At 70.7% G+C, this 18,974-nt stretch carries 21 protein-coding genes; 6 read left to right on the top strand and 15 right to left on the bottom strand.

Going from position 1 to position 18,974, the window contains the following annotated elements:
* Positions 1 to 50: 50 nt before the first annotated feature.
* Genes hemB through ABD120_RS36485 form a run of 5 tightly spaced genes read right to left on the bottom strand, consistent with a single transcriptional unit; the run spans position 51 to position 5,417 of the window.
* Positions 51 to 1,034, bottom strand: a complete 984-nt coding sequence (gene hemB / locus ABD120_RS36505) for a porphobilinogen synthase (RefSeq protein WP_343954939.1) — start codon at positions 1,032 to 1,034, stop codon at positions 51 to 53.
* Between the two features lie 12 nt (positions 1,035 to 1,046).
* Positions 1,047 to 2,558, bottom strand: a complete 1,512-nt coding sequence (locus ABD120_RS36500; RefSeq protein WP_343954938.1) for a bifunctional uroporphyrinogen-III C-methyltransferase/uroporphyrinogen-III synthase — start codon at positions 2,556 to 2,558, stop codon at positions 1,047 to 1,049.
* Positions 2,559 to 2,584: 26 nt separating this feature from the next.
* Positions 2,585 to 3,490: a hydroxymethylbilane synthase gene (gene hemC, locus ABD120_RS36495; protein ID WP_343954937.1), complete on the bottom strand. Its 906-nt coding sequence runs from the start codon at positions 3,488 to 3,490 to the stop codon at positions 2,585 to 2,587.
* Positions 3,487 to 4,743: a glutamyl-tRNA reductase gene (locus ABD120_RS36490; RefSeq protein WP_343954936.1), complete on the bottom strand. Its 1,257-nt coding sequence runs from the start codon at positions 4,741 to 4,743 to the stop codon at positions 3,487 to 3,489. Before ABD120_RS36490 ends, hemC begins: the two co-directional genes overlap by 4 nt.
* Positions 4,740 to 5,417, bottom strand: coding sequence for a redox-sensing transcriptional repressor Rex (locus ABD120_RS36485; RefSeq protein WP_343954935.1), 678 nt, complete (start codon positions 5,415 to 5,417; stop codon positions 4,740 to 4,742). Before ABD120_RS36485 ends, ABD120_RS36490 begins: the two co-directional genes overlap by 4 nt.
* 114 nt (positions 5,418 to 5,531) lie before the next feature.
* Between ABD120_RS36485 and ABD120_RS36480 the strand changes: the two genes are divergently transcribed.
* Complete coding sequence (locus tag ABD120_RS36480; protein ID WP_343954934.1) at positions 5,532 to 5,768, top strand: glutaredoxin family protein; 237 nt, start codon at positions 5,532 to 5,534, stop codon at positions 5,766 to 5,768.
* Between the two features lie 6 nt (positions 5,769 to 5,774).
* Here ABD120_RS36480 and ABD120_RS36475 read toward each other — a convergent pair whose 3' ends face one another.
* Positions 5,775 to 7,415: a hypothetical protein gene (locus ABD120_RS36475; RefSeq protein WP_343954933.1), complete on the bottom strand. Its 1,641-nt coding sequence runs from the start codon at positions 7,413 to 7,415 to the stop codon at positions 5,775 to 5,777.
* A 178-nt stretch (positions 7,416 to 7,593) separates the two neighbouring features.
* On the opposite strand from ABD120_RS36475, the gene ABD120_RS36470 reads away from it, so the two are divergent.
* From ABD120_RS36470 to ABD120_RS36460, 3 genes are all read left to right on the top strand, one after another.
* Entirely contained in the window at positions 7,594 to 8,232 is a 639-nt protein-coding gene (locus ABD120_RS36470) for a sigma-70 family RNA polymerase sigma factor (protein WP_343954932.1), read from the top strand.
* Positions 8,233 to 8,294: 62 nt separating this feature from the next.
* Positions 8,295 to 8,987: a DUF5667 domain-containing protein gene (locus ABD120_RS36465; protein ID WP_343954931.1), complete on the top strand. Its 693-nt coding sequence runs from the start codon at positions 8,295 to 8,297 to the stop codon at positions 8,985 to 8,987.
* Between the two features lie 10 nt (positions 8,988 to 8,997).
* Entirely contained in the window at positions 8,998 to 9,870 is an 873-nt protein-coding gene (locus ABD120_RS36460) for an HAD family hydrolase (RefSeq protein ID WP_343954930.1), read from the top strand.
* Positions 9,871 to 9,874: 4 nt separating this feature from the next.
* Here ABD120_RS36460 and ABD120_RS36455 read toward each other — a convergent pair whose 3' ends face one another.
* From ABD120_RS36455 to ABD120_RS36415, 9 genes are all read right to left on the bottom strand, one after another.
* Complete coding sequence (locus ABD120_RS36455) at positions 9,875 to 10,837, bottom strand: LCP family protein (RefSeq protein WP_343954929.1); 963 nt, start codon at positions 10,835 to 10,837, stop codon at positions 9,875 to 9,877.
* 2 nt (positions 10,838 to 10,839) lie between these two features.
* Entirely contained in the window at positions 10,840 to 11,421 is a 582-nt protein-coding gene (locus ABD120_RS36450; RefSeq protein ID WP_343954928.1) for an RNA polymerase sigma factor, read from the bottom strand.
* A 60-nt stretch (positions 11,422 to 11,481) separates the two neighbouring features.
* On the bottom strand, positions 11,482 to 12,282 hold the full coding sequence (locus tag ABD120_RS36445; RefSeq protein WP_343954927.1) for an SDR family NAD(P)-dependent oxidoreductase: 801 nt from the start codon (positions 12,280 to 12,282) through the stop codon (positions 11,482 to 11,484).
* A gap of 127 nt (positions 12,283 to 12,409) precedes the next feature.
* Positions 12,410 to 13,249, bottom strand: coding sequence for a lysophospholipid acyltransferase family protein (locus ABD120_RS36440; protein ID WP_343954926.1), 840 nt, complete (start codon positions 13,247 to 13,249; stop codon positions 12,410 to 12,412).
* On the bottom strand, positions 13,246 to 14,232 hold the full coding sequence (locus ABD120_RS36435; RefSeq protein WP_343954925.1) for an NAD-dependent epimerase/dehydratase family protein: 987 nt from the start codon (positions 14,230 to 14,232) through the stop codon (positions 13,246 to 13,248). The genes ABD120_RS36440 and ABD120_RS36435 overlap by 4 nt, the downstream gene beginning before the upstream one ends.
* Positions 14,233 to 14,256: 24 nt before the next feature.
* Positions 14,257 to 14,355, bottom strand: a complete 99-nt coding sequence (locus tag ABD120_RS36430; protein WP_018654693.1) for a 30S ribosomal protein bS22 — start codon at positions 14,353 to 14,355, stop codon at positions 14,257 to 14,259.
* A 175-nt stretch (positions 14,356 to 14,530) separates the two neighbouring features.
* The gene (locus ABD120_RS36425; RefSeq protein ID WP_026214222.1) at positions 14,531 to 14,734 is read right to left on the bottom strand and encodes a helix-turn-helix domain-containing protein; all 204 of its coding nucleotides are present in this window, start codon (positions 14,732 to 14,734) and stop codon (positions 14,531 to 14,533) included.
* A gap of 311 nt (positions 14,735 to 15,045) precedes the next feature.
* Positions 15,046 to 15,828 carry a phosphatase gene (locus ABD120_RS36420; protein ID WP_343954924.1) on the bottom strand — a complete coding sequence of 261 codons (783 nt, stop codon included), beginning with the start codon at positions 15,826 to 15,828 and terminating at the stop codon, positions 15,046 to 15,048.
* Between the two features lie 7 nt (positions 15,829 to 15,835).
* Entirely contained in the window at positions 15,836 to 16,999 is a 1,164-nt protein-coding gene (locus tag ABD120_RS36415; protein ID WP_343954923.1) for an acetoin utilization protein AcuC, read from the bottom strand.
* Between the two features lie 139 nt (positions 17,000 to 17,138).
* Here ABD120_RS36415 and ABD120_RS36410 point away from each other — a divergent pair, with 139 nt between their 5' ends.
* Together ABD120_RS36410 and ABD120_RS36405 are read left to right on the top strand one after the other, a co-directional pair.
* Complete coding sequence (locus ABD120_RS36410) at positions 17,139 to 18,260, top strand: sensor histidine kinase (protein ID WP_343954922.1); 1,122 nt, start codon at positions 17,139 to 17,141, stop codon at positions 18,258 to 18,260.
* Positions 18,257 to 18,916, top strand: coding sequence for a response regulator (locus ABD120_RS36405; protein ID WP_343954921.1), 660 nt, complete (start codon positions 18,257 to 18,259; stop codon positions 18,914 to 18,916). Before ABD120_RS36410 ends, ABD120_RS36405 begins: the two co-directional genes overlap by 4 nt.
* Positions 18,917 to 18,974: the final 58 nt, after the last annotated feature.

Genomic DNA, 18,974 nt, shown 5'->3' with positions numbered 1-18,974 from the left:
TTGTCATCGCACTCTAACGCACTGGTCTCAGGGATCGACGGGAAACCCCCTCACAGGCGCCGGGCCACCTCGCTGGCCCAGTAGGTGAGGATCAGGTCGGCACCGGCACGCCGGATCCCGACCAGCGACTCCATGATCATCCGCTCGCGGTCGATCCAGCCGTTGGCGGCGGCGGCCTCGATCATCGCGTACTCGCCGCTCACCTGGTAGGCGGCGACGGGCACCTCGGCCTCGGCGCGGATGGCCGCGATGATGTCGAGGTAGGCGAGGGCGGGCTTGACCATGACGAGGTCGGCGCCCTCCGCGAGGTCGAGCCGCATCTCCCGCAGCGCCTCGCCCGCGGTGCCCGCGGGGTCCTGCTGGTGGGAGGCGCGGTCGCCGAACTGCGGCGCGCACTCGGCGGCGTCGCGGAACGGGCCGTAGAAGGCGGAGGCGTACTTCACCGAGTAGGACATGATCGGGATGTCGGCGAACCCGGCCCCGTCGAGGCCGGACCTGATGGCGGCGACCTGGCCGTCCATCATGCCGCTCGGCGCCACCATCTGGGCCCCGGCCCGTGCCTGCGCGACCGCGATGTCGGCGTAGCGCTGCAGGGTGGCGTCGTTGTCGACCTCGCCGTCCGGGGTGAGCAGGCCGCAGTGCCCGTGGTCGGTGAACTCGTCGAGGCACGTGTCGGCGATCACCACGAGGGCGTCGCCGACCTCGGCGCTCACCTCGCGCAGCGCCTTCTGCAGGATGCCGTCCGGGTCGTCGCCGGCCGAGCCTCTCGCGTCCTTGACGGCGGGGATGCCGAACAGGATCAGCCCGCCGACCCCGGCCTCCGCCGCGTCGTGGGCGGCCTTCAGCAGCGAGTCGCGCGTGTGCTGCACCACCCCCGGCATCGAGGCCACCGGGTTCGGCTCGGTGAGGCCCTCCTTGACGAAGACGGGCAGGATCAACTGCGACGGGTGCAGGTGGGTGCCCGCGACCAGCGTGCGCATCGCGGGGGTACGGCGCAGCCGCCTCGGCCGCGCGACGGGGAATTCAGCGCTCATCTTGGATGTCTCCTACTTACGGCGGCGTGCGCCCCTGCGGTTCTGCGACGGCTTGCGCGGGGTGTCGCCCGCGGCAACGGCCGCCTGCCTCTGCTTGGCGCCGTACTCGGCCAGCGCGGCGGCGAGGGCCGTGGCCGACGGCTTGTCGGCCATGACGTCCACCCGCAGGCCGAACTCCTCGGCGGTCTTGGCCGTCTGCGGGCCGATGACCGCGATCACGGTGACGTTGTGCGGCTTGCCGGCGATGCCGACGAGGTTGCGCACGGTGGAGGACGAGGTGAACAGCACCGCGTCGAACCCGCCGCCCTTGATCGCCTCGCGGATCGGCTGGGGCGGCGGGGCCGCCCGCACGGTGCGGTAGGCGGTGACGTCGTCGCACTCCCAGCCCAGCTCGGTGAGCCCGGCCACGAGCGTGTCCGTGGAGATGTCGGCCCTGGGCAGCAGCACCCGGTTGATCGGGTCGAGCATCGAGTCGTAGGGCGGCCACTCGGCGACCAGGCCCTCGGAGGACTGCTCGCCCGAAGGCAGCAGGTCGGGCTTGACACCGAACTCGACCAGCGCCCTGGCGGTGGCCTCGCCCACGGCGGCGACCTTGAGCCCGGCGAAGGCCCGCGCGTCGAGGCCGTACTCCTCGAACTTCTCCCGCACCGCCTTGACCGCGTTGGCGCTGGTGAAGGCGACCCACTCGTAACGGCCGGTGACCAGACCCTTGATGGCGCGGTCCATCTGCTGCGGGGTGCGCGGCGGCTCGACCGAGATCGTCGGCACCTCGTCGGGCACCGCGCCGTAGGAGACGAGCTGCTCCGACAGCGCCTTGGACTGCTCCTTGGTACGCGGGACGAGCACCCGCCAGCCGAACAGCGGCTTGGTCTCGAACCACGACAGCTTCTCGCGCTGCCCGACCGCGTCGCCGACCACGATCAGCGCGGGCTCGGTGAACCCGGCGTGCTTGAGGTCGGGCTGCAGCCTGCCCAGCGTGGAGACCACGGTGAACTGGTCGGTGGTGGTGCCGCCGCTGCTCACCGCGACGGGTGTGCTGTCGGGCTTGCCGCCCGCGACGAGCGCCTTGCCGATGGCGACGGCCTCGGCGACGCCGTTGTAGATCACCAGCGTGCCCGGACAGGCCGCGTGCGCGGACCAGTCCTGGTCCTGGGCGGCGTCCACGACCCGGAACTCGGGTACGCCGACGGCCGCCGGGATGCCCGCGTAGGCGAGCACCGCCGTGGCGGGCGGCACGCCGGGCACGACCTCGAAGTCCACCTCGGCAGAGGCGCAGGCGGCGACCTCCTCGGTGATCGAGGAGAACACCATCGGATCGCCCTCGCACAGGCGTACGACAAGCTGACCGGCCTTGGCACGGTCGAGGTATGCGCCCTCGACCACCTCGACGCCCTCGCGGCAGTGCTTCAGCAGTGCGCTGGACGCCTCGCCGTCGAGCACGACGGCATCGGCCTTGCCGAGCAACTCCGCGCCTCGCAGCGTGAGGAGGTTCGGGTCGCCCGGACCCGTGCCGACGAACGCCACGAAACCGGAGGTTGGACTATCGGAGCTCAATGGGACTGCTCCCCCATCAATCTGTCGGCCCCCTCGGCGAGCATCTCGGCCGCCAGCAGGCGCCCGAGACGATCGGCCTCCGAGGAGGGGCCGGCGGCGGACTTGCGGACCGCAGCCTGCCCGTCGAGTGCGACGACGGCGGCGGTCAGGTTCAGATTCTGCCCGTCATCGGCGGCGAAGGCACCCACCGGGGCGGAGCATCCTGCCTCAAGGGCGGACAGCACGGCCCGCTCGGCCACCACGGCGGAGCGGGTCCGAGGGTCGTCGAGCACGCCCAGGAATTCGACCAGGTCGGCCCGATCCACCAGGCATTCGACGGCCAGCGCGCCCTGGCCGGGCGCGGGCAGCAGCTCCTCGATCTCGAAGATCTGCGCGATCTCCGCGTCGCGGCCGAGCCTGGCCAGCCCGGCGCTGGCGAGCACGACGGCGTCGAGTTCGCCGGAGGTCACCTTGCCGATGCGGGTGTCGGCATTGCCGCGGATCGGGACGTACTCAAGGTCGGAGCGCAGCGCCCGCAGCATCGCGATCCGGCGCGGCGAGCCGGTGCCGACCCTGGACCCGGGGGGCAGGTCGGCGAGCTTCTTGGAGCCGACGAGCGCGTCGCGGTGGTCGTGACGCTCGGGCAGCGCGGCCAGCGTGAAGCGCGGGTCCGGCTTGGTCGGCAGGTCCTTCAGCGAGTGGACGGCGAAGTCGATCGCGCCCTCCGCCAGCTTGTCGCGCAGCGCGCTGACGAACACGCCGGTGCCGCCGAGCTGGGCCAGATGGGCTTTGGTCACGTCACCGAACGTGGTGATGCCGACGAGCTCGATCGCCCGGCCGGTGCGCGCGCTGTAGGCGTCGGCCACCATCCCGGACTGCGTCATCGCCATCGTGCTGCGGCGGGTTCCCAGTCGCAGAGTCACAGCTCCACCTCCCTCACGGCCTCTGGCATCTTCGGATCAAGGTCGAACAACTCGCGCAGCGCTTCCGCATAATGATCGCCTCCTGGCGAGGTGGCGAGCTGTTTGACACGCACAGTCGGCTCGTGCAGGAGCTTGTCCACCACACGCTGCACCGTCTGCGCGATCTCGCCCCTGGCCCGGCCGTCGAGCTCCGGCAGGCGCATCATGAGCCTGCCCAGTTCGGCCTCGACCACGCCCGCCGCCTTGCTGCGCAGCGCCACGACGGTGGGGGTGACCCTGGCGGCCCGCTCGGCGCCCAGGAAGGCCGCCAGTTCCTCCGCCACGAGCTCGCGCACGCTCTGGACGGCGTCGCCCTCGCGTGAGCCGATGCCCGACTCCTGGATGGTCTCCAGGTCGACGAGCGTGACCCCGGGCACCTGCCGTACGGCGGGGTCGATGTCGTGGGGCATCGCGAGGTCGAGGAGGAACACCTCGCGCCCCAGCATGCCGGGTGTGATGACGTGGTCGCCACCGCCGGTGCAGGTGATGACCAGGTCGGCGGCGGCCAGTTCGCGGGTCAGTTCGCCGAGCCGTACGGCCCGGCCGCCGACCGTCTCCGCGAGGCGGGCCCCGCGCTCGAAGGTCCGGTTGGCGATGACGATCTCACCGGCGCCCGCGCGCCGCAGGGTGGCGGCGGCCAGCGCGCTCATCGAGCCCGCGCCGACGACGAGGGCCCGCCTGCCCTCGATCGGCCCGGCGAAGGCCAGACCGGCGTGCACGAGCGAGGCGCCCGCCTGGTCGAGGCCGGTGTCGGTGTGGGCCCGCTTGCCCACGCGCAGCGCCCGCTGCACCAGTTCGTTGAGGGTGGCGCCGACCGTGCCGTGCTTCTGTCCGAGCTTGAGCGCCCTGCGTACCTGGCCGAGGATCTGCCCCTCGCCGACGACCATCGAGTCGAGGCCGCACACGACGGAGAACAGGTGCTCGACCGCGCGGTCCTCGTAGTGGACGTACAGGTGGGGTGTGAGCTCGGCGGCGGGTACGCCGGTGTGCTCGCTCAGCAGCCTGGTCACCGAGGTGACGGCCGCGTGGAAGCGGTCGACGGCCGCGTAGACCTCGACCCGGTTGCAGGTCGAGACCACCATGGTCTCGGCCACACAGACGTCCTGCTGGACATCGTGGAGGAGTTTGGCGAGCGCGTCACCCGACAGCGAGACGCGCTCCAGCATGGCCACCGGTGCGGTCCGGTGGCTGAGACCGATAGTCAGAACACTCATTGACTGTCCACGGCCATGAGTGGCCCCCCAGCTTTGCGTTGCTCATGGAACGCCAGAATCTGCAGTTCGATGGATAGATCGACCTTACGGACATCGACGCTGTCCGGCACGGAAAGCACGACGGGGGCGAAGTTCAGGATACTGGTCACGCCCGCTGCCACGACCCGCTCGCACACGTTCTGAGCGGCCGCCGCCGGTGTCGCCAGCACCACGATCGAGACTCCACGCCGTTTGATCACGGCTTCCAGCGCGTCGATGTGCTCCACATTCAATCCCGCGATGTCGTCGCCCACGATCTCGGGGTCGGCGTCGAGCAGCGCGGCGATCCTGAACCCTCGCGAGACGAAGCCGCCGTAGTTGGCGAGCGCCCGGCCGAGGTTGCCCACTCCGACGATGGCCACGGCCCAGTCCTGGGTGAGGCCGAGCTCGCGGGAGATCTGGTACACGAGATATTCAACGTCGTAGCCGACCCCCCGCGTTCCGTACGAGCCCAGATGCGAGAGGTCTTTGCGCAATTTCGCGGAATTGACCCCCGCCGCCGCCGCGAGGTCCTCGGAGGAGACGGTGGCCACCCCGTGCTCCGCCATCCCATGCAAGGCGCGCAGATACAGCGGGAGCCGCGCGACCGTCGCTTCGGGAATGCCCCGGTCACGGGGTTGGGACGGGCGCTTCACGTGCCGGAGCTCCAGGGGAACGGGCGGCCTTGCGGCCGCGTCTCGGGATCGGACCGTCTTTCAGGTTAATCCCTTTGTGAACCGATGCACAAAGTCGACGCTACGGTGGACGTCATGCACGAGATCACGTTGTATGGCAGGCAAGGGTGCCATCTGTGCGAAGATGCCCGCCGCATAATCGAGAAAGTTGCCTCTGACCTGGGGGTTTCCTGGCGTGAGGTCGACATCGACACCGACCCTGAGCTGCGCGAGAAGTACGGCGAGATGATCCCCGTCACGCTCGTGGACGGCGTCCAGCACGACTACTGGCGAGTGGACGAATCCAGGCTCCGGGCCGCCTGCGGGGGGTGAACGGGCTCAGAAGTGAGCCGTCGGCAGCGGCACGAACTTGGCGGCGTTGACCGACAGTTCGATGACGTTGGTGGCGAGGACCATCGACTGGCGCTCGTTGATGAAGCGCACCACGTGCGGCTGGCGCTGGTGGTCGCCGTAGGCGACCTCGTCGCGGTAGAGCTCGTAGACGATACGCTGCAGCGGGGCCGACTTCACCGCGTGGCAGGCGAAGACGAGGGTGTCCGGCTCGCCGCGCCGTACGGCCTCGACGGTCTGTTCGGCGAGCCGGTCGAACAGCTCGCCGGAGCCGTCCATCAGGGTGAAGACGGTCAGCAGGCCGTAGATGCTGGGTGAGGGCCGCCCGGAGCCGCCGCCCTGCTGGGCGGCCGGGCTGAACAGCTCGGCGCCGGAGGCGCCGGGCATGCTGTGCTGGGGGCCGGTGTGCTGGGGGCCGGTGTGCACGCCCCGGTGGGGGGTCGTCGGGGAGCCGACGTGCTGGCCGCCGCCGTGACGCCCGTGGCCCTGCTCCTGGCCCGCGCCCATGCCGTGAGCCTGCTGCCGGCCCGCGGCCATGCTGTGGGCCTGCTGGCCCGCGCCCATGCCCTGGCCCTGTTCGTAGCCCTGTTCGGGGCTCCTTTCGTGTCCGGCGCCCATGATGTAGCCGGTCGAGGGGCCCGGGTCGCCCTGGGGCAGCCGCGCGACGGGCTCGGCCTGCTGGTCGGCGCGGTACTCGGCGACCAGGTCGCCGAGGCCGGAGTTGCGCGCCCGGGGCGGCTCGACGGCGGCGACGGTCTCGGCACGGGCCCCGGTGTGCTCGGGCACGGCCCGGTGACCCGCCACCGGCCGGTCGGCCGGCAACGGCCGCTCCTGCGTGACCCGGTTCCGCTCGTCGCGGTCCTGTCCGCCGCGTTCCTGCCTGCCCTGGCGTTCGGAGCGCCGGGCGGGCTCCTTGTCGCCCCACTCCTCGCCCTCCTCGCCCTCCTCGTCGTCCTCGTACGGCGCCAGCGGCCGCAGCAGGGAGTACCAGAGCCCGGCCGCCGCCACCACCAGCAACGCGGTGGTGAAGACACCGGGGACGGTGAAGCGCATCGCGCCGAGCAGCGCCAGCCCCGTGGGCGCGACCACCAGCGTGGCGTGCAGGTTGTCGAGGTCGTACTCGTCGCCGCTGCGCCAGCGCAACGCCGCGATCACCACGCAGACCAGCATGAGCAGCGCGACGATCACATGGGCGGCGACGAGGAGGTAACCGGGGATCAGGCCCCAGTGCACGCTCCCCAAGGGCATCGACCTGCCCATGTCGCCCGCCTTGAGGATCGGGTCGAGGACGACGATCACTCCGGCGACCAGCGAGAAGGCGGCGCCGAACAGCCAGGCGAGGAACTTCGGCGGCGCCTTCTCGGCGAGCAGCTGGACCAGGCCGACGGCCATCCACAGCGGCGCGAGCAGGGAGCCGCCCAGTTGGAAAATCTTGAATGTCGCCGCACCGAAGCCGGTCAAATAGCCGGTACCGACCGCGCCCAGTGCCAGGAAGAGCGCGATCGCGGCCACGGACCAGGCGATCAGCCAGCCCTCACGGTCTTCACGGAGGCTTCGGATCAGGGCACCTGCGGCGACCGCGGACAGAATCGCTCCCGCGAACGCGATGACAGCAACAAGGATCTCCATGGTGACTCCAATGCTGCCGGACGATGCCTCCCAGCCGGTAGCCGAAGAGGGAACGGGTCGGTCCACACCGTATCCGCCGGTTACGGCTAGTCACGCCACCCTCAAGCAGATTGTGGAATTTCCAGTTCATTTCTAGAGTGTTCGAGCACGCCGCACCCCTTACCCCTAGGGATACCGGATGCCTGACTCGTGGCCGTTCGCCGGGCTACTGGCGCCAGCAGCCGCTGGCGACACCCGGTCGAACGAGCTTGCTGTGCGTGAAGAGGTTCCCGACGACGTGCGCACCCTGGTGTTACGCGCCAAGACCGGCGACTCGGAGTCCTTTGGCACGCTCTATGACCGATATGTGGATCTCGTCTACCGATACATCTACTACCGCGTCGGTTCCCATCCCCTGGCCGAGGACCTCACCAGCGAGACATTCCTGCGCGCCCTCCGCAGAATCGCCGACTTCACCTGGCAGGGCCGCGATTTCGGCGCCTGGCTCGTGACCATCGCGCGCAATCTCGTGACCGATCATTTCAAGTCCGGGCGCTACCGCCTGGAGGTCGCCACCGGCGAAGTGCTGGACGTACCGCTCGACGGGCCGCACATTCCCGAGAACGCCGTGGTCACGGCCATCATCAACGACCGCGTTCTGCGTGCCGTCCGAGATCTGAATCCGGAGCAGCAGGAATGTGTGGTCCTGCGGTTCCTGCACGGCCTGACACTCGCCGAAACCGCGTTGATCATGGGGAAGAAGAGTGGAGCGATCAAAGCGCTGCAGTTCCGTGCGATTCGCGCGCTGGGCCGGGCGCTGCGACCCGACCTCGCGTAACCTCCCAGCCCCGCGCCTCGTTAGGAGGGTGTCACTGAGGACGGGGGCGACAGGGAGCAGGCATGGGTAGGTCCCGACCTGGCCGCCGGCCGTTCGGCGCCACCCGGAGATCGCAGGAACGGGTCCTGGACCAGCTTGAGGAGCTGCGTGAGCAACCGCTGCGCGGCGGGCCGAGCACGGACTTCCGTGCGGACCTGCGCGAGCGGCTCCTGCGCGCCGAGGCCGCTGAGGCCGCTGAGGCCGCTGAGGAGCCGCAGGACAGCCGCGTGGAGCGCCGCCGGCGGCGGCACGCCGGGCCGGTCCGGCTGCCGTGGGTGTCACAGCTGGTCACCGTGGGCCTGACGGCGGCCATGGTGTCCATGGCCTACCTCACCTACCAGGCGGTGCCGGGCGACACGCTCTACCCGCTCAAGCGGGCGGCGGAGAGCACGCTCGTCCGCCTCAGCTCCGACGAGGTCGAACGCGGCGAGCGCGAGCTGGTCTCGGCCCGCGAGCGGGCCTCGGAGGTGTCCGAACTGCTCAACTCCACGGGCAAGGGCCCGCTGGTGTCCTCCACGCTGAAGGAGATGGACCGCTCGACCCGCTCGGCCATCGAACGCCTCGAACGCGCCCAGCCGCGCTCGCCCCGGCTGAACCGGTTCGCCGAAGATCAACGTGATCTGGTCGAACCCCTGCTGGAGCGGCTGGACGGCCCCGAGCAAGACCAGGCGAACACCTATTTGCACTACATAGATGGCCTTGCTGCCCCTAGGTAAGCTGCTGTCCATGAGGCGGCTACTGCGACGAACGCACCACACTGAGGCGCACGTCGCCGGAGAGGTTGCCGCCGCGGCGGCGGTCACGACCGCGCCCGCGGAGCCCGACCTGGAGGCGGCGGCCTTCTTCGACGTCGACAACACCATGATGCGCGGCGCCTCGATCTACCACTTCGCCAGGGGGCTCGCCACGCGGGGCCTGTTCACGACCTCCGACCTGATGCGCTTCGCCATCGGGCAGGCCGCCTTCCGCCTGCGCGGCAACGAGAACCCCGAGCACATCGCGGTCGCCCGCGAGGCCGCGCTCGCCTTCGTCGCGGGCAGCAAGGTGGAAGACGTCGTACGGCTCGGCGAGGAGATCTACGACGAGGTCATGGCCGACCGCATCTGGGCGGGCACCAGGGCGCTGGCCCAGTCCCACCTGGACATGGGGCAGCGGGTCTGGCTGATCACCGCCACCCCGGTCGAGCTGGCCCGGGTGATCGCCCAGCGGCTGGGGCTGACCGGGGCGCTCGGCACCGTCGCGGAGACCAGGAACGGCGTCTACACCGGCCATCTCGTGGGCGACCTGCTGCACGGCCCGGCCAAGGCCGAGGCGGTGCGCGCGCTGGCCCGCCGCGAGGGCCTCGACCTGACCAGGTGCACCGCCTACAGCGACTCGGCCAACGACCTGCCGATGCTGTCGCTGGTCGGCCACGCCGTCGCCATCAACCCGGACTCCGAGCTGCGCGAGCACGCCAGGAAGCACGCCTGGCCGGTCAAGGACTTCCGCACCGGGCGCAAGGCGACGCTGGCCGCGCTGCCCGTGGCCGCCGGGATCGGCGCCGTCGCGGGCGGCATCGCGGCGGGCATCGCGCTGCGCAGGCACTACCGCACGCGGTAGGCGGCTACCTCAGCTCGTCGAACAGGCGCTCGGCCTCCAGCTTTCTCAACCGGAGTGTGGGGAGGCCCCCCTGCGAGGCGGACGGCACGGTGGCGAACACCGGCCACCGCTCCCCCGTACGGCCCGCCAGCCGGGCCATCGCCTCCACGTCGAGGTCGGTCGTGACCGCCCCGTTCACGGCGTCGAGCAGCGGCTTCAGCCGGGCGGGGTCCTTCGCGACGGGCACGGCCCGCTCCAGCAGCGCCCTCATCACCTTGTACTGCCGCTTGGCCCGGCTGTCCTGGGCCCCGTCGCCGGACAGGAGCAGCCGGGAGTACGCGAGTGCCTTCGCCCCGTCGAGAACCTGCCGTCCTGCCGTCAGCCGCAGCCCGGAGGCGCGATGGTCGATCGGCCGGCCGAGGGTGACCTCCACCCCGCCGACCGTGTCGACGAGCTTCGCGAACCCGCTGAAGTTCACCTCGATCCGATGGTCCACGCGGATGTCCGTCAGCTTCTCGACGGCGCCGGCCAGGCACTCGGCGCCCCTGTCCCCCTCGAAGGCGGCGCCGATCTGCCCCTCGGCCCCGCCTCTGGCACAGTCCGGAAGCCCGACCAGCAGGTTGGGCGGCACGCTGACCAGCCTCGGCGGGCCACCGTCCGCCGGCAGGTGGACCAGCAGGACGCTCTCGGCCCGCTTGCCGACCGGCGTGCGCCGGTCTGTGCCGATCACCAGGAGATTGACGGGCTCCGACGCCGCCGGCGGGCCGCCCACCCGCGACCGCTGGTCGCTGAGCAGCACCGTCGGCACCGCGACCACCAAGGCGGTGACGGCGGCCACGAGACCCGCCGTCAGCCAGCCCGTCCGCCTGCGCCGCGCTGTTCTCGGCCGTCCGCCCTCCAGCAGCCGGCGCCGCTGCCGGGCCAGGGACGGCGGGGGTTCGTGCTCCAGGTCCCGTCCGAGGTCTCGGAGCAGTTTCAGGTCGTCCATCGTCACTCCTCCTCGCTCAGCGGATTGGTGTCCCCCAGTGCGGCCCGGACCTTCCGCCTGCCCCGGTTGAGGCGGGAGCGTACCGTTCCGATGGGAATGTCGAGGGCCTGGGCGACCTCCTCGTAGGTGAGGCCGCCCCATGCGATGAGCAGGAGCACGTCGCGGTCCCTGGCGTGCAGCTCGGCCAGCGCCGCGGCGAGTTCGGGCCGTGCGGCCTGCGCGCTCACGCCCGTCGCGATCCGGTCGTCCGGCGGCTCCACGTTCCCGTCGTAGGGCGCCTTGCGCATCGCGCGGTACCGGGCGGCCTCCCTGCGGTGGTGGCGGGAGACGAGCTTGGTGAGGATGCCGAACAGCCACGGCCTGGCGTCCGGGTAGGTCAGGTCGTAGCTGCCCCTTCTGGCGAAGGCGGCGAGGAAGGTGTCGCCCACCAGGTCCTCGGCGGGCTCCGGGCCCAGCCGTTTGGAGACGTACCGGTAGAGCATGCCGGAGTAGCGGTCGAAGAGCGCCGCGAACTCCTCCGGGTCGGTCAGCGACGCCTGAACCAGTTGGGCGTCGCTCGACCGGGTGGCGGGTTCGGTGATCATTTCCGCCCTTCTTCCGGGGGAACAGGTCACCGGTGTTTCACCACAACCCGCCCATCGGGTTCACAGCTCCTTCAGGTAGCCCCCGTCCACCGCGTAGTCCGCGCCCGTCGTGCTGCCCGAGCGCGGTGAGGCCAGCAGCGCCACCACGTCCGCGATCTCCTGAGGGTGCACCAGCCGGCCGGTGGACAGGCGCATCATCTCGGGCGCCACCTGCTTCACGACGGCGTCGGCGCCGGCGCCGGTCACTCCGGACAATACCTCGGCCGCGCCGCCCGGCTTGGTCCACCAGTCGGTCAGGGTGGCGCCGGGCGAGACGGTGTTCACGCGGATGCCCTGCGGGCCGTACTCCTCCGACACCGACTTGCCGACGTAGTTGAGCGCGGCCTTGGCGGCGCTGTAGTCGATGTTCATCGCCGCCGCCTGCCTGGCGGCCGTCGAGGAGACGTTGACGATCGAGCCGCCGCCACGCTCCAGCATCGCCGGGATCGCGGCGCGGACGGCGCGTACGGCCGCGAACAGGTTGAACTCGAACATCGCCCGCCAGTCGTCATCGTCCGGCGTGAGGAAGCCTAACCTGGGCAGGGTGGCGCCGGGCGGCGGGCCGCCGGCGTTGTTGACGAGTACGTCGAGGCCGCCGAACGCGGACACGGCGCGGGCGATCACCTCGGCGGGGGCGCCGGGCTCCATGAGGTCCACCGGGACGTGCAGGACATCGGCCGGGAAGTCCGGCGAGCTGGTACGGGAGGCCGCTACGACGTGCATGCCCTCGGCGGCGAGAGTACGGACGACGGCCAGGCCGATGCCCTTGGAGGCACCGGTGACGACGGCCACACGGCCGCCCAGTTCGAGTTCCATGCCCATCCGAACACCCGCTTCCGCACCCCGGTTGCACCCACGGACGAATCGCACAGTGCTCAAAAACGGGCAGGTGCCCAACGAACAGGTGCTCATCGGACGGTGCTCGACGGGCAGGGTCATCGGGCAGGGCTCAGATGCGGGCGAACGCGCCCCCTCGGCGCAGGCGCAACCGGTCGAGCATCGCCTGGACCGTCTCGCGTACCTGGTCGGTGAGGTTGAAGACGAGCATGGGGTCGTCGGCGGCCGACGGGTCGTACTCGTCGGTCCTGATCGGCTCGCCGAACTCGATCATCCACTTCGACGGCAGCGGCACCAGCCCGAGCGGGCCGAGCCACGGGAAGAGCGGCGTGATCGGCAGATAGGGCAGCCCGAGCAACCGGGCGAGGGTTCTGAGGTCGCCGATCTTGGGATAGATCTCCTCGGCCCCCACGATCGCCACGGGCACGATCGGGGCCGCCGCCCGGATCGCGGACGCCACGAAACCGCCCCTGCCGAACCGCTGGAGCCGGTAGCGCTCCGCGTACGGCTTGCCGAGCCCTTTGTACCCCTCGGGGAACACCCCCACCAGCTCCCCCGTACGCAGGAGCCGGTCGGCGTCCTCGCGGCAGGCCAGGGTGTGGCCGGACTTGCGCGCCAGCTCCCCCAGCACCGGAAGCCGGTAGACGAGGTCGGCGCCGAGCAGGCGCAGCGGCCGGCCGACCTCGTCGTGGGCGGCGACCTGGGCCATGAGCGCGTCAATGGGCAGGGTGCCGGAGTGGTTGGCGACGAGCAGCGCCCCGCCCCGCTGCGGCACGTTCGCCACCCCGAGCGTCTCCACCCGGAACCAGTCGCGGTAGAGCGGCCGAAGGAATTCGAGCAGCACCTTGTCGGTGAGTTCGGCGTCGTAGCCGAACTCGTCGACCTCGTAGTCGCCGGCGAGGCGTCTGCGCAGGAACGCGAGGCCCTCGGCGAGGGGAACCGGCTCGGTCATGGACGTGCGGCTCCAAGCTCGCGGGTGCGCAGGAAGTCGTCGAAGGCGGCCTCGGTGGTGTACTTCGGCGTCCAGCTCAGCGCGGTGGTGAGGCGGGTGGAGTCGACGGCCCGGCCGTAGCACATCAGCCGCAGTTGCTCGGGCGAGTAGGCGACCAGCCCGGAGCGCCGCGCCAGCTCGCCGAGTGTGCGGAAGACCGGGGAGAAAAGCGGCAGGCCGAGGCCGCCCGCCCGGCGTACGCACTGGGACAGGAGCATGACTCCGGCCCCGGCGGCGTTGAACGTGCCGGGGTGGTTCTCGGTCGCCAGCCGCCGCAACACCTCGACCGCGTCGTCCTCGTGGACGAACTGCAGCCGGGGGTCGAAGCCGAACACGGTCGGCAGGACCGGCTGGGTGAAGTAGCGCGTCAGCGGCGAGTCGACGCCCGGCCCCATGAAGTTGGCGAAACGCACCGTGGACACCGTGACGTCGGGGCGGCGGCGGGCGAACCCGCGCACGTAGCCCTCGACCTCGGCGGCGTCCTTGGCATAGCCGTGGACGGGCCCCTCGTGCGGTTCCACGTCCTCGGTGAAGACGGCCGGGTCCTTGGGGGACGAGCCGTAGACGGCCGTGGTGGAGCGGACCACCACGCGACGCACGGTCGCCGACCGCTGGCAGGCGCCGAGCAGTTGCATGGTGCCGATGACGTTGTGCTCTTTCATGAGCGAGCGGCCAGTGCCCCGTGACGGGGCGCTCACCAGACTCATGTGCACGACGGTGTCGATGTCGGCGGCCGCGATCACCTGGGCGATGTCGGGGCTGCGCAGATCGACCCGGACGAACTCCGTCCGGCCGAGGGAACCGCCGCCTTCTCGCGTGAGCGAGGTGGGCGGTGCGGTGTCCACTCCGATGACGCGGCCGACGTCCGGATCGGCGGCGAGCACGCTCGCCACCCGGGCGCCGATGTGGCGCGAGACCCCGGTGACGAGCACGGTGTGGGTCATCAGCGCCTCACGCTTACTTCTTTACTACTTCTTGTTACGCCGCTGGATGCGCGTCTTCTTGAGCAGCTTGCGGTGCTTCTTCTTGGCCATCCGCTTGCGGCGCTTCTTGATCACAGAGCCCACGGGACCCCCAGGTACTGATAGCAAGTCTGAACCGACGTGCGAGCGCACGCCGGCACACAGACTACCGGCGATCCACGGTAGATCGCCCCTTGGGGGTGAGAGCCCGGCCGTTCGCGGTCGGCCAGGACTCTCCCTCCGCGCATTCGCGGGCCGGTTCCGGCGCCGCTACTCGGACTCAACCGGCCTCGATGTAGGCCTCTCGCAGATAGTCGTGCACCGCCTGCTCAGGAACCCTGAACGAGCGGCCGACCCTGATAGCCGGCAACTCGCCAGAGTGCACGAGCCGGTACACCGTCATCTTGGACACTCGCATGACCGTGGCCACTTCGGCCACCGTCAGGAACTTAACCTCGCTGAGAGGTCTTTCGCCTGCACCCATCGGACGCCTCTTCCGCACGTGTTTCCGGGTTATCCCCACTGGTGCCATCGCTCACGCACGTGTACTGCCGTCAGCGTAAGTCGGGACTCCGAGTGCGCAAACCCCCTATTTTCTCAGTTGGCGGAGCCCCCTGCCAGCCGAACCAGCAAACTCGCTGGCCAGCCACGGACAGGCCCCCTCTCCAGGGCATTGGAACTGTCCAACTTCATACACATAAGGGTGTCCCCGCGCCCCACAAAAGTTGGCAAAGGGACGACGAGCCTCTTGGAATGCAGGCGCGAAAAGACGGTATGGGGATGACCGAAATCGACTCAAAGGGCCTGTGAGACCCGTGTGACCAGATAGTCCGTCAACGGCCCGTAGTGGCGCGGAAGCACGTTGTCGTCGAGCGGGACGACCACTTCGATCTTGCCCTCGGCCTCGCCGACGAACAGCGCGGGGTCGTTGCTGTCGGCGAAGCCCACCGTCGGCACGCCCGCCTCGCCCGCGGCCCCGGCCCACCCGTGGTCGGCGATCACCAGGTCGGGACGGTCACCGCCCAGTTCCTCCAGCATCGCCCGCATCGGCGCCGCGTCGTGGGTGTGCACGAGATCACCCCGGTCGTCGAGCAGCGCGACGTCCATCAGGTAGCGGATGCGCCGCTTGCGGCCGAATCCCTGCCCCCAGTACGTCCAGCCCTCCGCCGGGGTCAGCAGCGTCGCGCCGCGCTCTGCGGCGAACCGCGCCAGCGGCATGTGCACGGCCAGCAGCCCCGTCGGATGCCCGGTCGCGAACAGCAGCCGGGGGCTCGGCTCGCGCAGCGCCGCCGCGATGCGGTCGGCCATCGCGTCGAGGGTGTCGATGGTCCGGTCAGGGTCGATGGTGTCCTGCCCGGTACGGTGTCCGGCATCGGCCACCACCCCCGCCGACTTGGCCATCAGCGCCAGGATGTCGCGGTACGGCCAGGGCTGCGACAGGCTCAGCCCGAGCATGTAGTGAGGGTCGCGGTTGGCGAGCGAACTGTAGTGGTCGAGGTTGTTCTCACGAGGCGTTGCCACGTCACCCGCGATGCGGGTGCGGATCACATGCTCTCGGAGTTCGTCGCGGGTGAGCACAGCACTCCTAGGGCAGGGGGTCGATGCCGTGCAAGGGGAACACCGCGTTGCGCGTGGCCATGATCGCACGGTCAATGGGGTCCGCTGGGTCATAACCAGCCGACAGGTCACGAAATTCCGGATGACGGCCGTCCGTCATCGTCAGCGGGGGGCTCTCACGCGTACGCTCCCGCACGAGCCGCTGCCAGGACTCGGGCGTCGGCGTCGCCGGATCCAGGGGGTGGCCGGACACCTCGGCGATCAGGTGTGTCCAGGCCCTCGGCACCACGTGCACGAGTTCGTAACCGCCGCCGCCGGTGGCGATCCAGCGCCCGCCCGCCGTCTCGTGCGCCAGCCGGTGCAGCGCCGCGTACGCCGTGCGCTGGCCGTCCAGGCTGAGCATGAGGTGGGCCAGCGGGTCGAGAGCGTGGCTGTCGCAGCCGTGCTGGGTGACGAGGACCTCGGGCCGGAACTCGCGCAGCAGCGGCGGCACCACGGCGTCGAAGGCGCGCAGCCACCCGGAGTCGCCGCACCCGGCGGGCAGCGCCACGTTGACGGCGGTGCCGTCGGCGCCGGTCTCCTCCGGCCGCCCGGTGCCGGGGAAGAGCGTGCGCGGGCTCTCGTGGAGGCTGATGGTGAGCACCCGGGGGTCGCCGTAGAACATGGCCTGCACGCCGTCGCCGTGGTGGACGTCCACGTCCACGTAGGCCACCCGCTCGGCGCCCTGGGCCAGCAACCAGGCGATGGCGACGGCCGGGTCGTTGTAGACGCAGAAGCCGCTGGCGGCGGCGGGCATGGCGTGGTGGAGGCCGCCCGCGACGTTGACGGCGTGCTCGACCTCGCCGCTCCACACCGCCCTCGCGGCGGCCAGGGAGGCACCGGCGATCAGCGCGGACGCCTCGTGGACCCCGGCGAAGGCCGGGTTGTCCGAGGTGCCGAGGCCGGCGGACAGGTCGGGCTCGCCGGTGGCCGACACCCGCTTGACGGCCTCGACGTAACCTCGGTCGTGGACCAGGGCGAGGTCGTCGTCGGTGGCGGGCGCGCACCCGGTCACCTCGACCCGGTCGAGGACGCCCAGCTCGCGGGCCAGCGCCATGGTCAGTTCCACCCTGACGGGCGCGAGGGGGTGCTCGGGGCCGAAATCATAGGTCACGAGGGCGTCGTCCCAGATGACACGCACCGACTGGCTCATGGGCCGACGGTATCGCAGCGTCAACGGGCGCCGTCCAGGCGACGGGCCGGTGACCTCCCCCGCATTATCCCGAAATTTCCAGAAACGATCACACTTATCGGCACTTCACGGTTTGTGTCCATCGCATAGCCTGCCCGTCATGCGACGCGTTAAGGCGGCCTGGCGCGCCCTCACCTCCCCACGCGTCTACGACATCGCACCCGTGGTCGTCCTGGTCCTGATCATGACGTTGGGGATCGTCTCGACGATCGCCACCGGTCTCGAACTCCCTCCGGCGTCCTCGCTCGTCATCTCCCTGATCTCTTTCGGCGCCCTGCTGGCCCGCCGCAGTCACCCGCTTCTCGTGGCGGCCTTCGTCACGGCGGCCGAGATCCTGCTGAAGTTCGTCTCCACCGACAACTTCGGCGGAGTCGCGGTGATGGTCGCCTATTACAGCGTGGGCCGGCACACCTCGGGCCGCCGGATGCTGGCCGCCCTCGTGCTGGGCATGGTCGCCTACGGCACCGGCTCCGTGCTGGCCGACCTCGACCGTGACCTGGCCGGGTCTTCCTCCAGTTCCCTCGGGATCCTGATGGCCGTCGTCATCGGCCAGCTCTTCCGGCTGCGCGCCGAACTGCGCGCCCGCTCGCGCAAGGAACTCGCCGACGCGGCCGTCAGCAACGAGCGGCGGCGCATCGCCCGCGAGCTCCACGACGTCGTCGCCCACCACCTCACCGTCGTCAACGCGCTGGTCGGCGGCGCGCGCGCGAGCCTGCCCCCCGGCCACGAGACCACCAAGGAAGCGCTGTCAGGCGCCGAGCAGACCGCGCGGCAGGCGCTGGACGAGATGCGGCAACTCCTGCACGTGCTCAGGGCGGACGGCACCGACGGCGCCGACGCCTCGACCGGGGTGGGCGCCGCGCGGCTGCCCTCGCTCGTGGCCGAGGCGAGCGGCGCGGGCCTGCCCACCAGCCTGGAGGTGAGCGGCGACAGCCTCCCGCTGCCCGCGAACGTCGACCACGCCGTCTACCGGATCGTCCAGGAGGCGCTGACCAACACCAGGAAGCACGCCGAGGGCGCGCGGGCCAGTGTCCGGCTGGCGTACGACGAGGGCGGGGTCGAGGTCGAGGTCCTCGACGACGGTGTGCCCTCGGTCGCGAGCATGCCGCCCGGCTTCGGGCTGCGCGGCATGGCCGAGCGGGTGGCGCTCTGCGGCGGGACGCTCGCTACCGGGCCGCGAAGTGGAGGCGGTTTCCGGGTTCATGCGAGGCTACCGTTGTGATCGCCGTGCTGCTCGTCGACGACCAGGCCCTCGTCCGCACCGGGTTCAGGCTCATGCTGAACTCCGCAGAGGGGATCGAGGTGATCGGGGAGGCGGCCGACGGGGCGCAGGCCGTACGGCTGGCCCGTGAGCTGCGGCCGGACGTCGTCGTCATGGACCTCCACATGCCCGAGATGGACGGCGTGCGCGCCACGCAGCTGATCACCGAAGAGCTGCCGGAGGTCCGCGTGCTCGCGCTCAGCACCTTCGACCTGGACGAGAACGTCCTCGCGGCGCTCCGGGCGGGCGCGGGAGGCTTCCTGCCCAAGGACATCTCCCCCGAGGAACTCGTCGAGGGCGTGCGCGTCGTCCACAGGGGCGAGTCCGCCGTCGCACCCCGGCTGCTGACCAGGCTCATCGGCACCTTCGTCCGCACGACGCGCTCACGCGCCCGCGCCGTGTCGATCGCCGACCTCACCGAGCGCGAGTCCGAGGTGCTCGTCATGATCGCCAGGGGGCTGTCGAACGCGCAGGTCGCCAGGGTCCTCGACGTCTCCCCCAGCACCGTCAAGAACCACGTGACCTCACTGTTCGCGAAGATCGGCGCCCGCGACCGGGCCCAGGCGGTGATCGTCGCCTACGAGTGCGGCCTGATCACACCGGGAGAGCTGTCCTGAACCCCTAGACGAGTAAGTCCTAAGTCACGGAGTCGTGTAGTGCGGGCATGACGAAGGG

It is taken from the genome of Nonomuraea longicatena (assembly GCF_039525605.1).
GTDB lineage: Bacteria > Actinomycetota > Actinomycetes > Streptosporangiales > Streptosporangiaceae > Nonomuraea > Nonomuraea longicatena.
Note: the sequence above shows the minus strand (reverse complement) of the source record. Positions and strands in the feature narration are given on the sequence as shown.

What these genes read in the sequence shown, in the direction of transcription:
- hemB (WP_343954939.1), bottom strand. Translation starts at nt 1,034, where the DNA reads ATGAGCGCTGAATTCCCCGTCGCGCGGCCGAGGCGGCTGCGCCGTACC.
- ABD120_RS36490 (WP_343954936.1), bottom strand. Translation starts at nt 4,743, where the DNA reads ATGAGTGTTCTGACTATCGGTCTCAGCCACCGGACCGCACCGGTGGCC.
- ABD120_RS36480 (WP_343954934.1), top strand. Translation starts at nt 5,532, where the DNA reads ATGCACGAGATCACGTTGTATGGCAGGCAAGGGTGCCATCTGTGCGAA.
- ABD120_RS36475 (WP_343954933.1), bottom strand. Translation starts at nt 7,415, where the DNA reads ATGGAGATCCTTGTTGCTGTCATCGCGTTCGCGGGAGCGATTCTGTCC.
- ABD120_RS36470 (WP_343954932.1), top strand. Translation starts at nt 7,594, where the DNA reads ATGCCTGACTCGTGGCCGTTCGCCGGGCTACTGGCGCCAGCAGCCGCT.
- ABD120_RS36465 (WP_343954931.1), top strand. Translation starts at nt 8,295, where the DNA reads ATGGGTAGGTCCCGACCTGGCCGCCGGCCGTTCGGCGCCACCCGGAGA.
- ABD120_RS36460 (WP_343954930.1), top strand. Translation starts at nt 8,998, where the DNA reads ATGAGGCGGCTACTGCGACGAACGCACCACACTGAGGCGCACGTCGCC.
- ABD120_RS36455 (WP_343954929.1), bottom strand. Translation starts at nt 10,837, where the DNA reads ATGGACGACCTGAAACTGCTCCGAGACCTCGGACGGGACCTGGAGCAC.
- ABD120_RS36450 (WP_343954928.1), bottom strand. Translation starts at nt 11,421, where the DNA reads ATGATCACCGAACCCGCCACCCGGTCGAGCGACGCCCAACTGGTTCAG.
- ABD120_RS36445 (WP_343954927.1), bottom strand. Translation starts at nt 12,282, where the DNA reads ATGGGCATGGAACTCGAACTGGGCGGCCGTGTGGCCGTCGTCACCGGT.
- ABD120_RS36440 (WP_343954926.1), bottom strand. Translation starts at nt 13,249, where the DNA reads ATGACCGAGCCGGTTCCCCTCGCCGAGGGCCTCGCGTTCCTGCGCAGA.
- ABD120_RS36435 (WP_343954925.1), bottom strand. Translation starts at nt 14,232, where the DNA reads ATGACCCACACCGTGCTCGTCACCGGGGTCTCGCGCCACATCGGCGCC.
- ABD120_RS36425 (WP_026214222.1), bottom strand. Translation starts at nt 14,734, where the DNA reads ATGGGTGCAGGCGAAAGACCTCTCAGCGAGGTTAAGTTCCTGACGGTG.
- ABD120_RS36415 (WP_343954923.1), bottom strand. Translation starts at nt 16,999, where the DNA reads ATGAGCCAGTCGGTGCGTGTCATCTGGGACGACGCCCTCGTGACCTAT.
- ABD120_RS36410 (WP_343954922.1), top strand. Translation starts at nt 17,139, where the DNA reads ATGCGACGCGTTAAGGCGGCCTGGCGCGCCCTCACCTCCCCACGCGTC.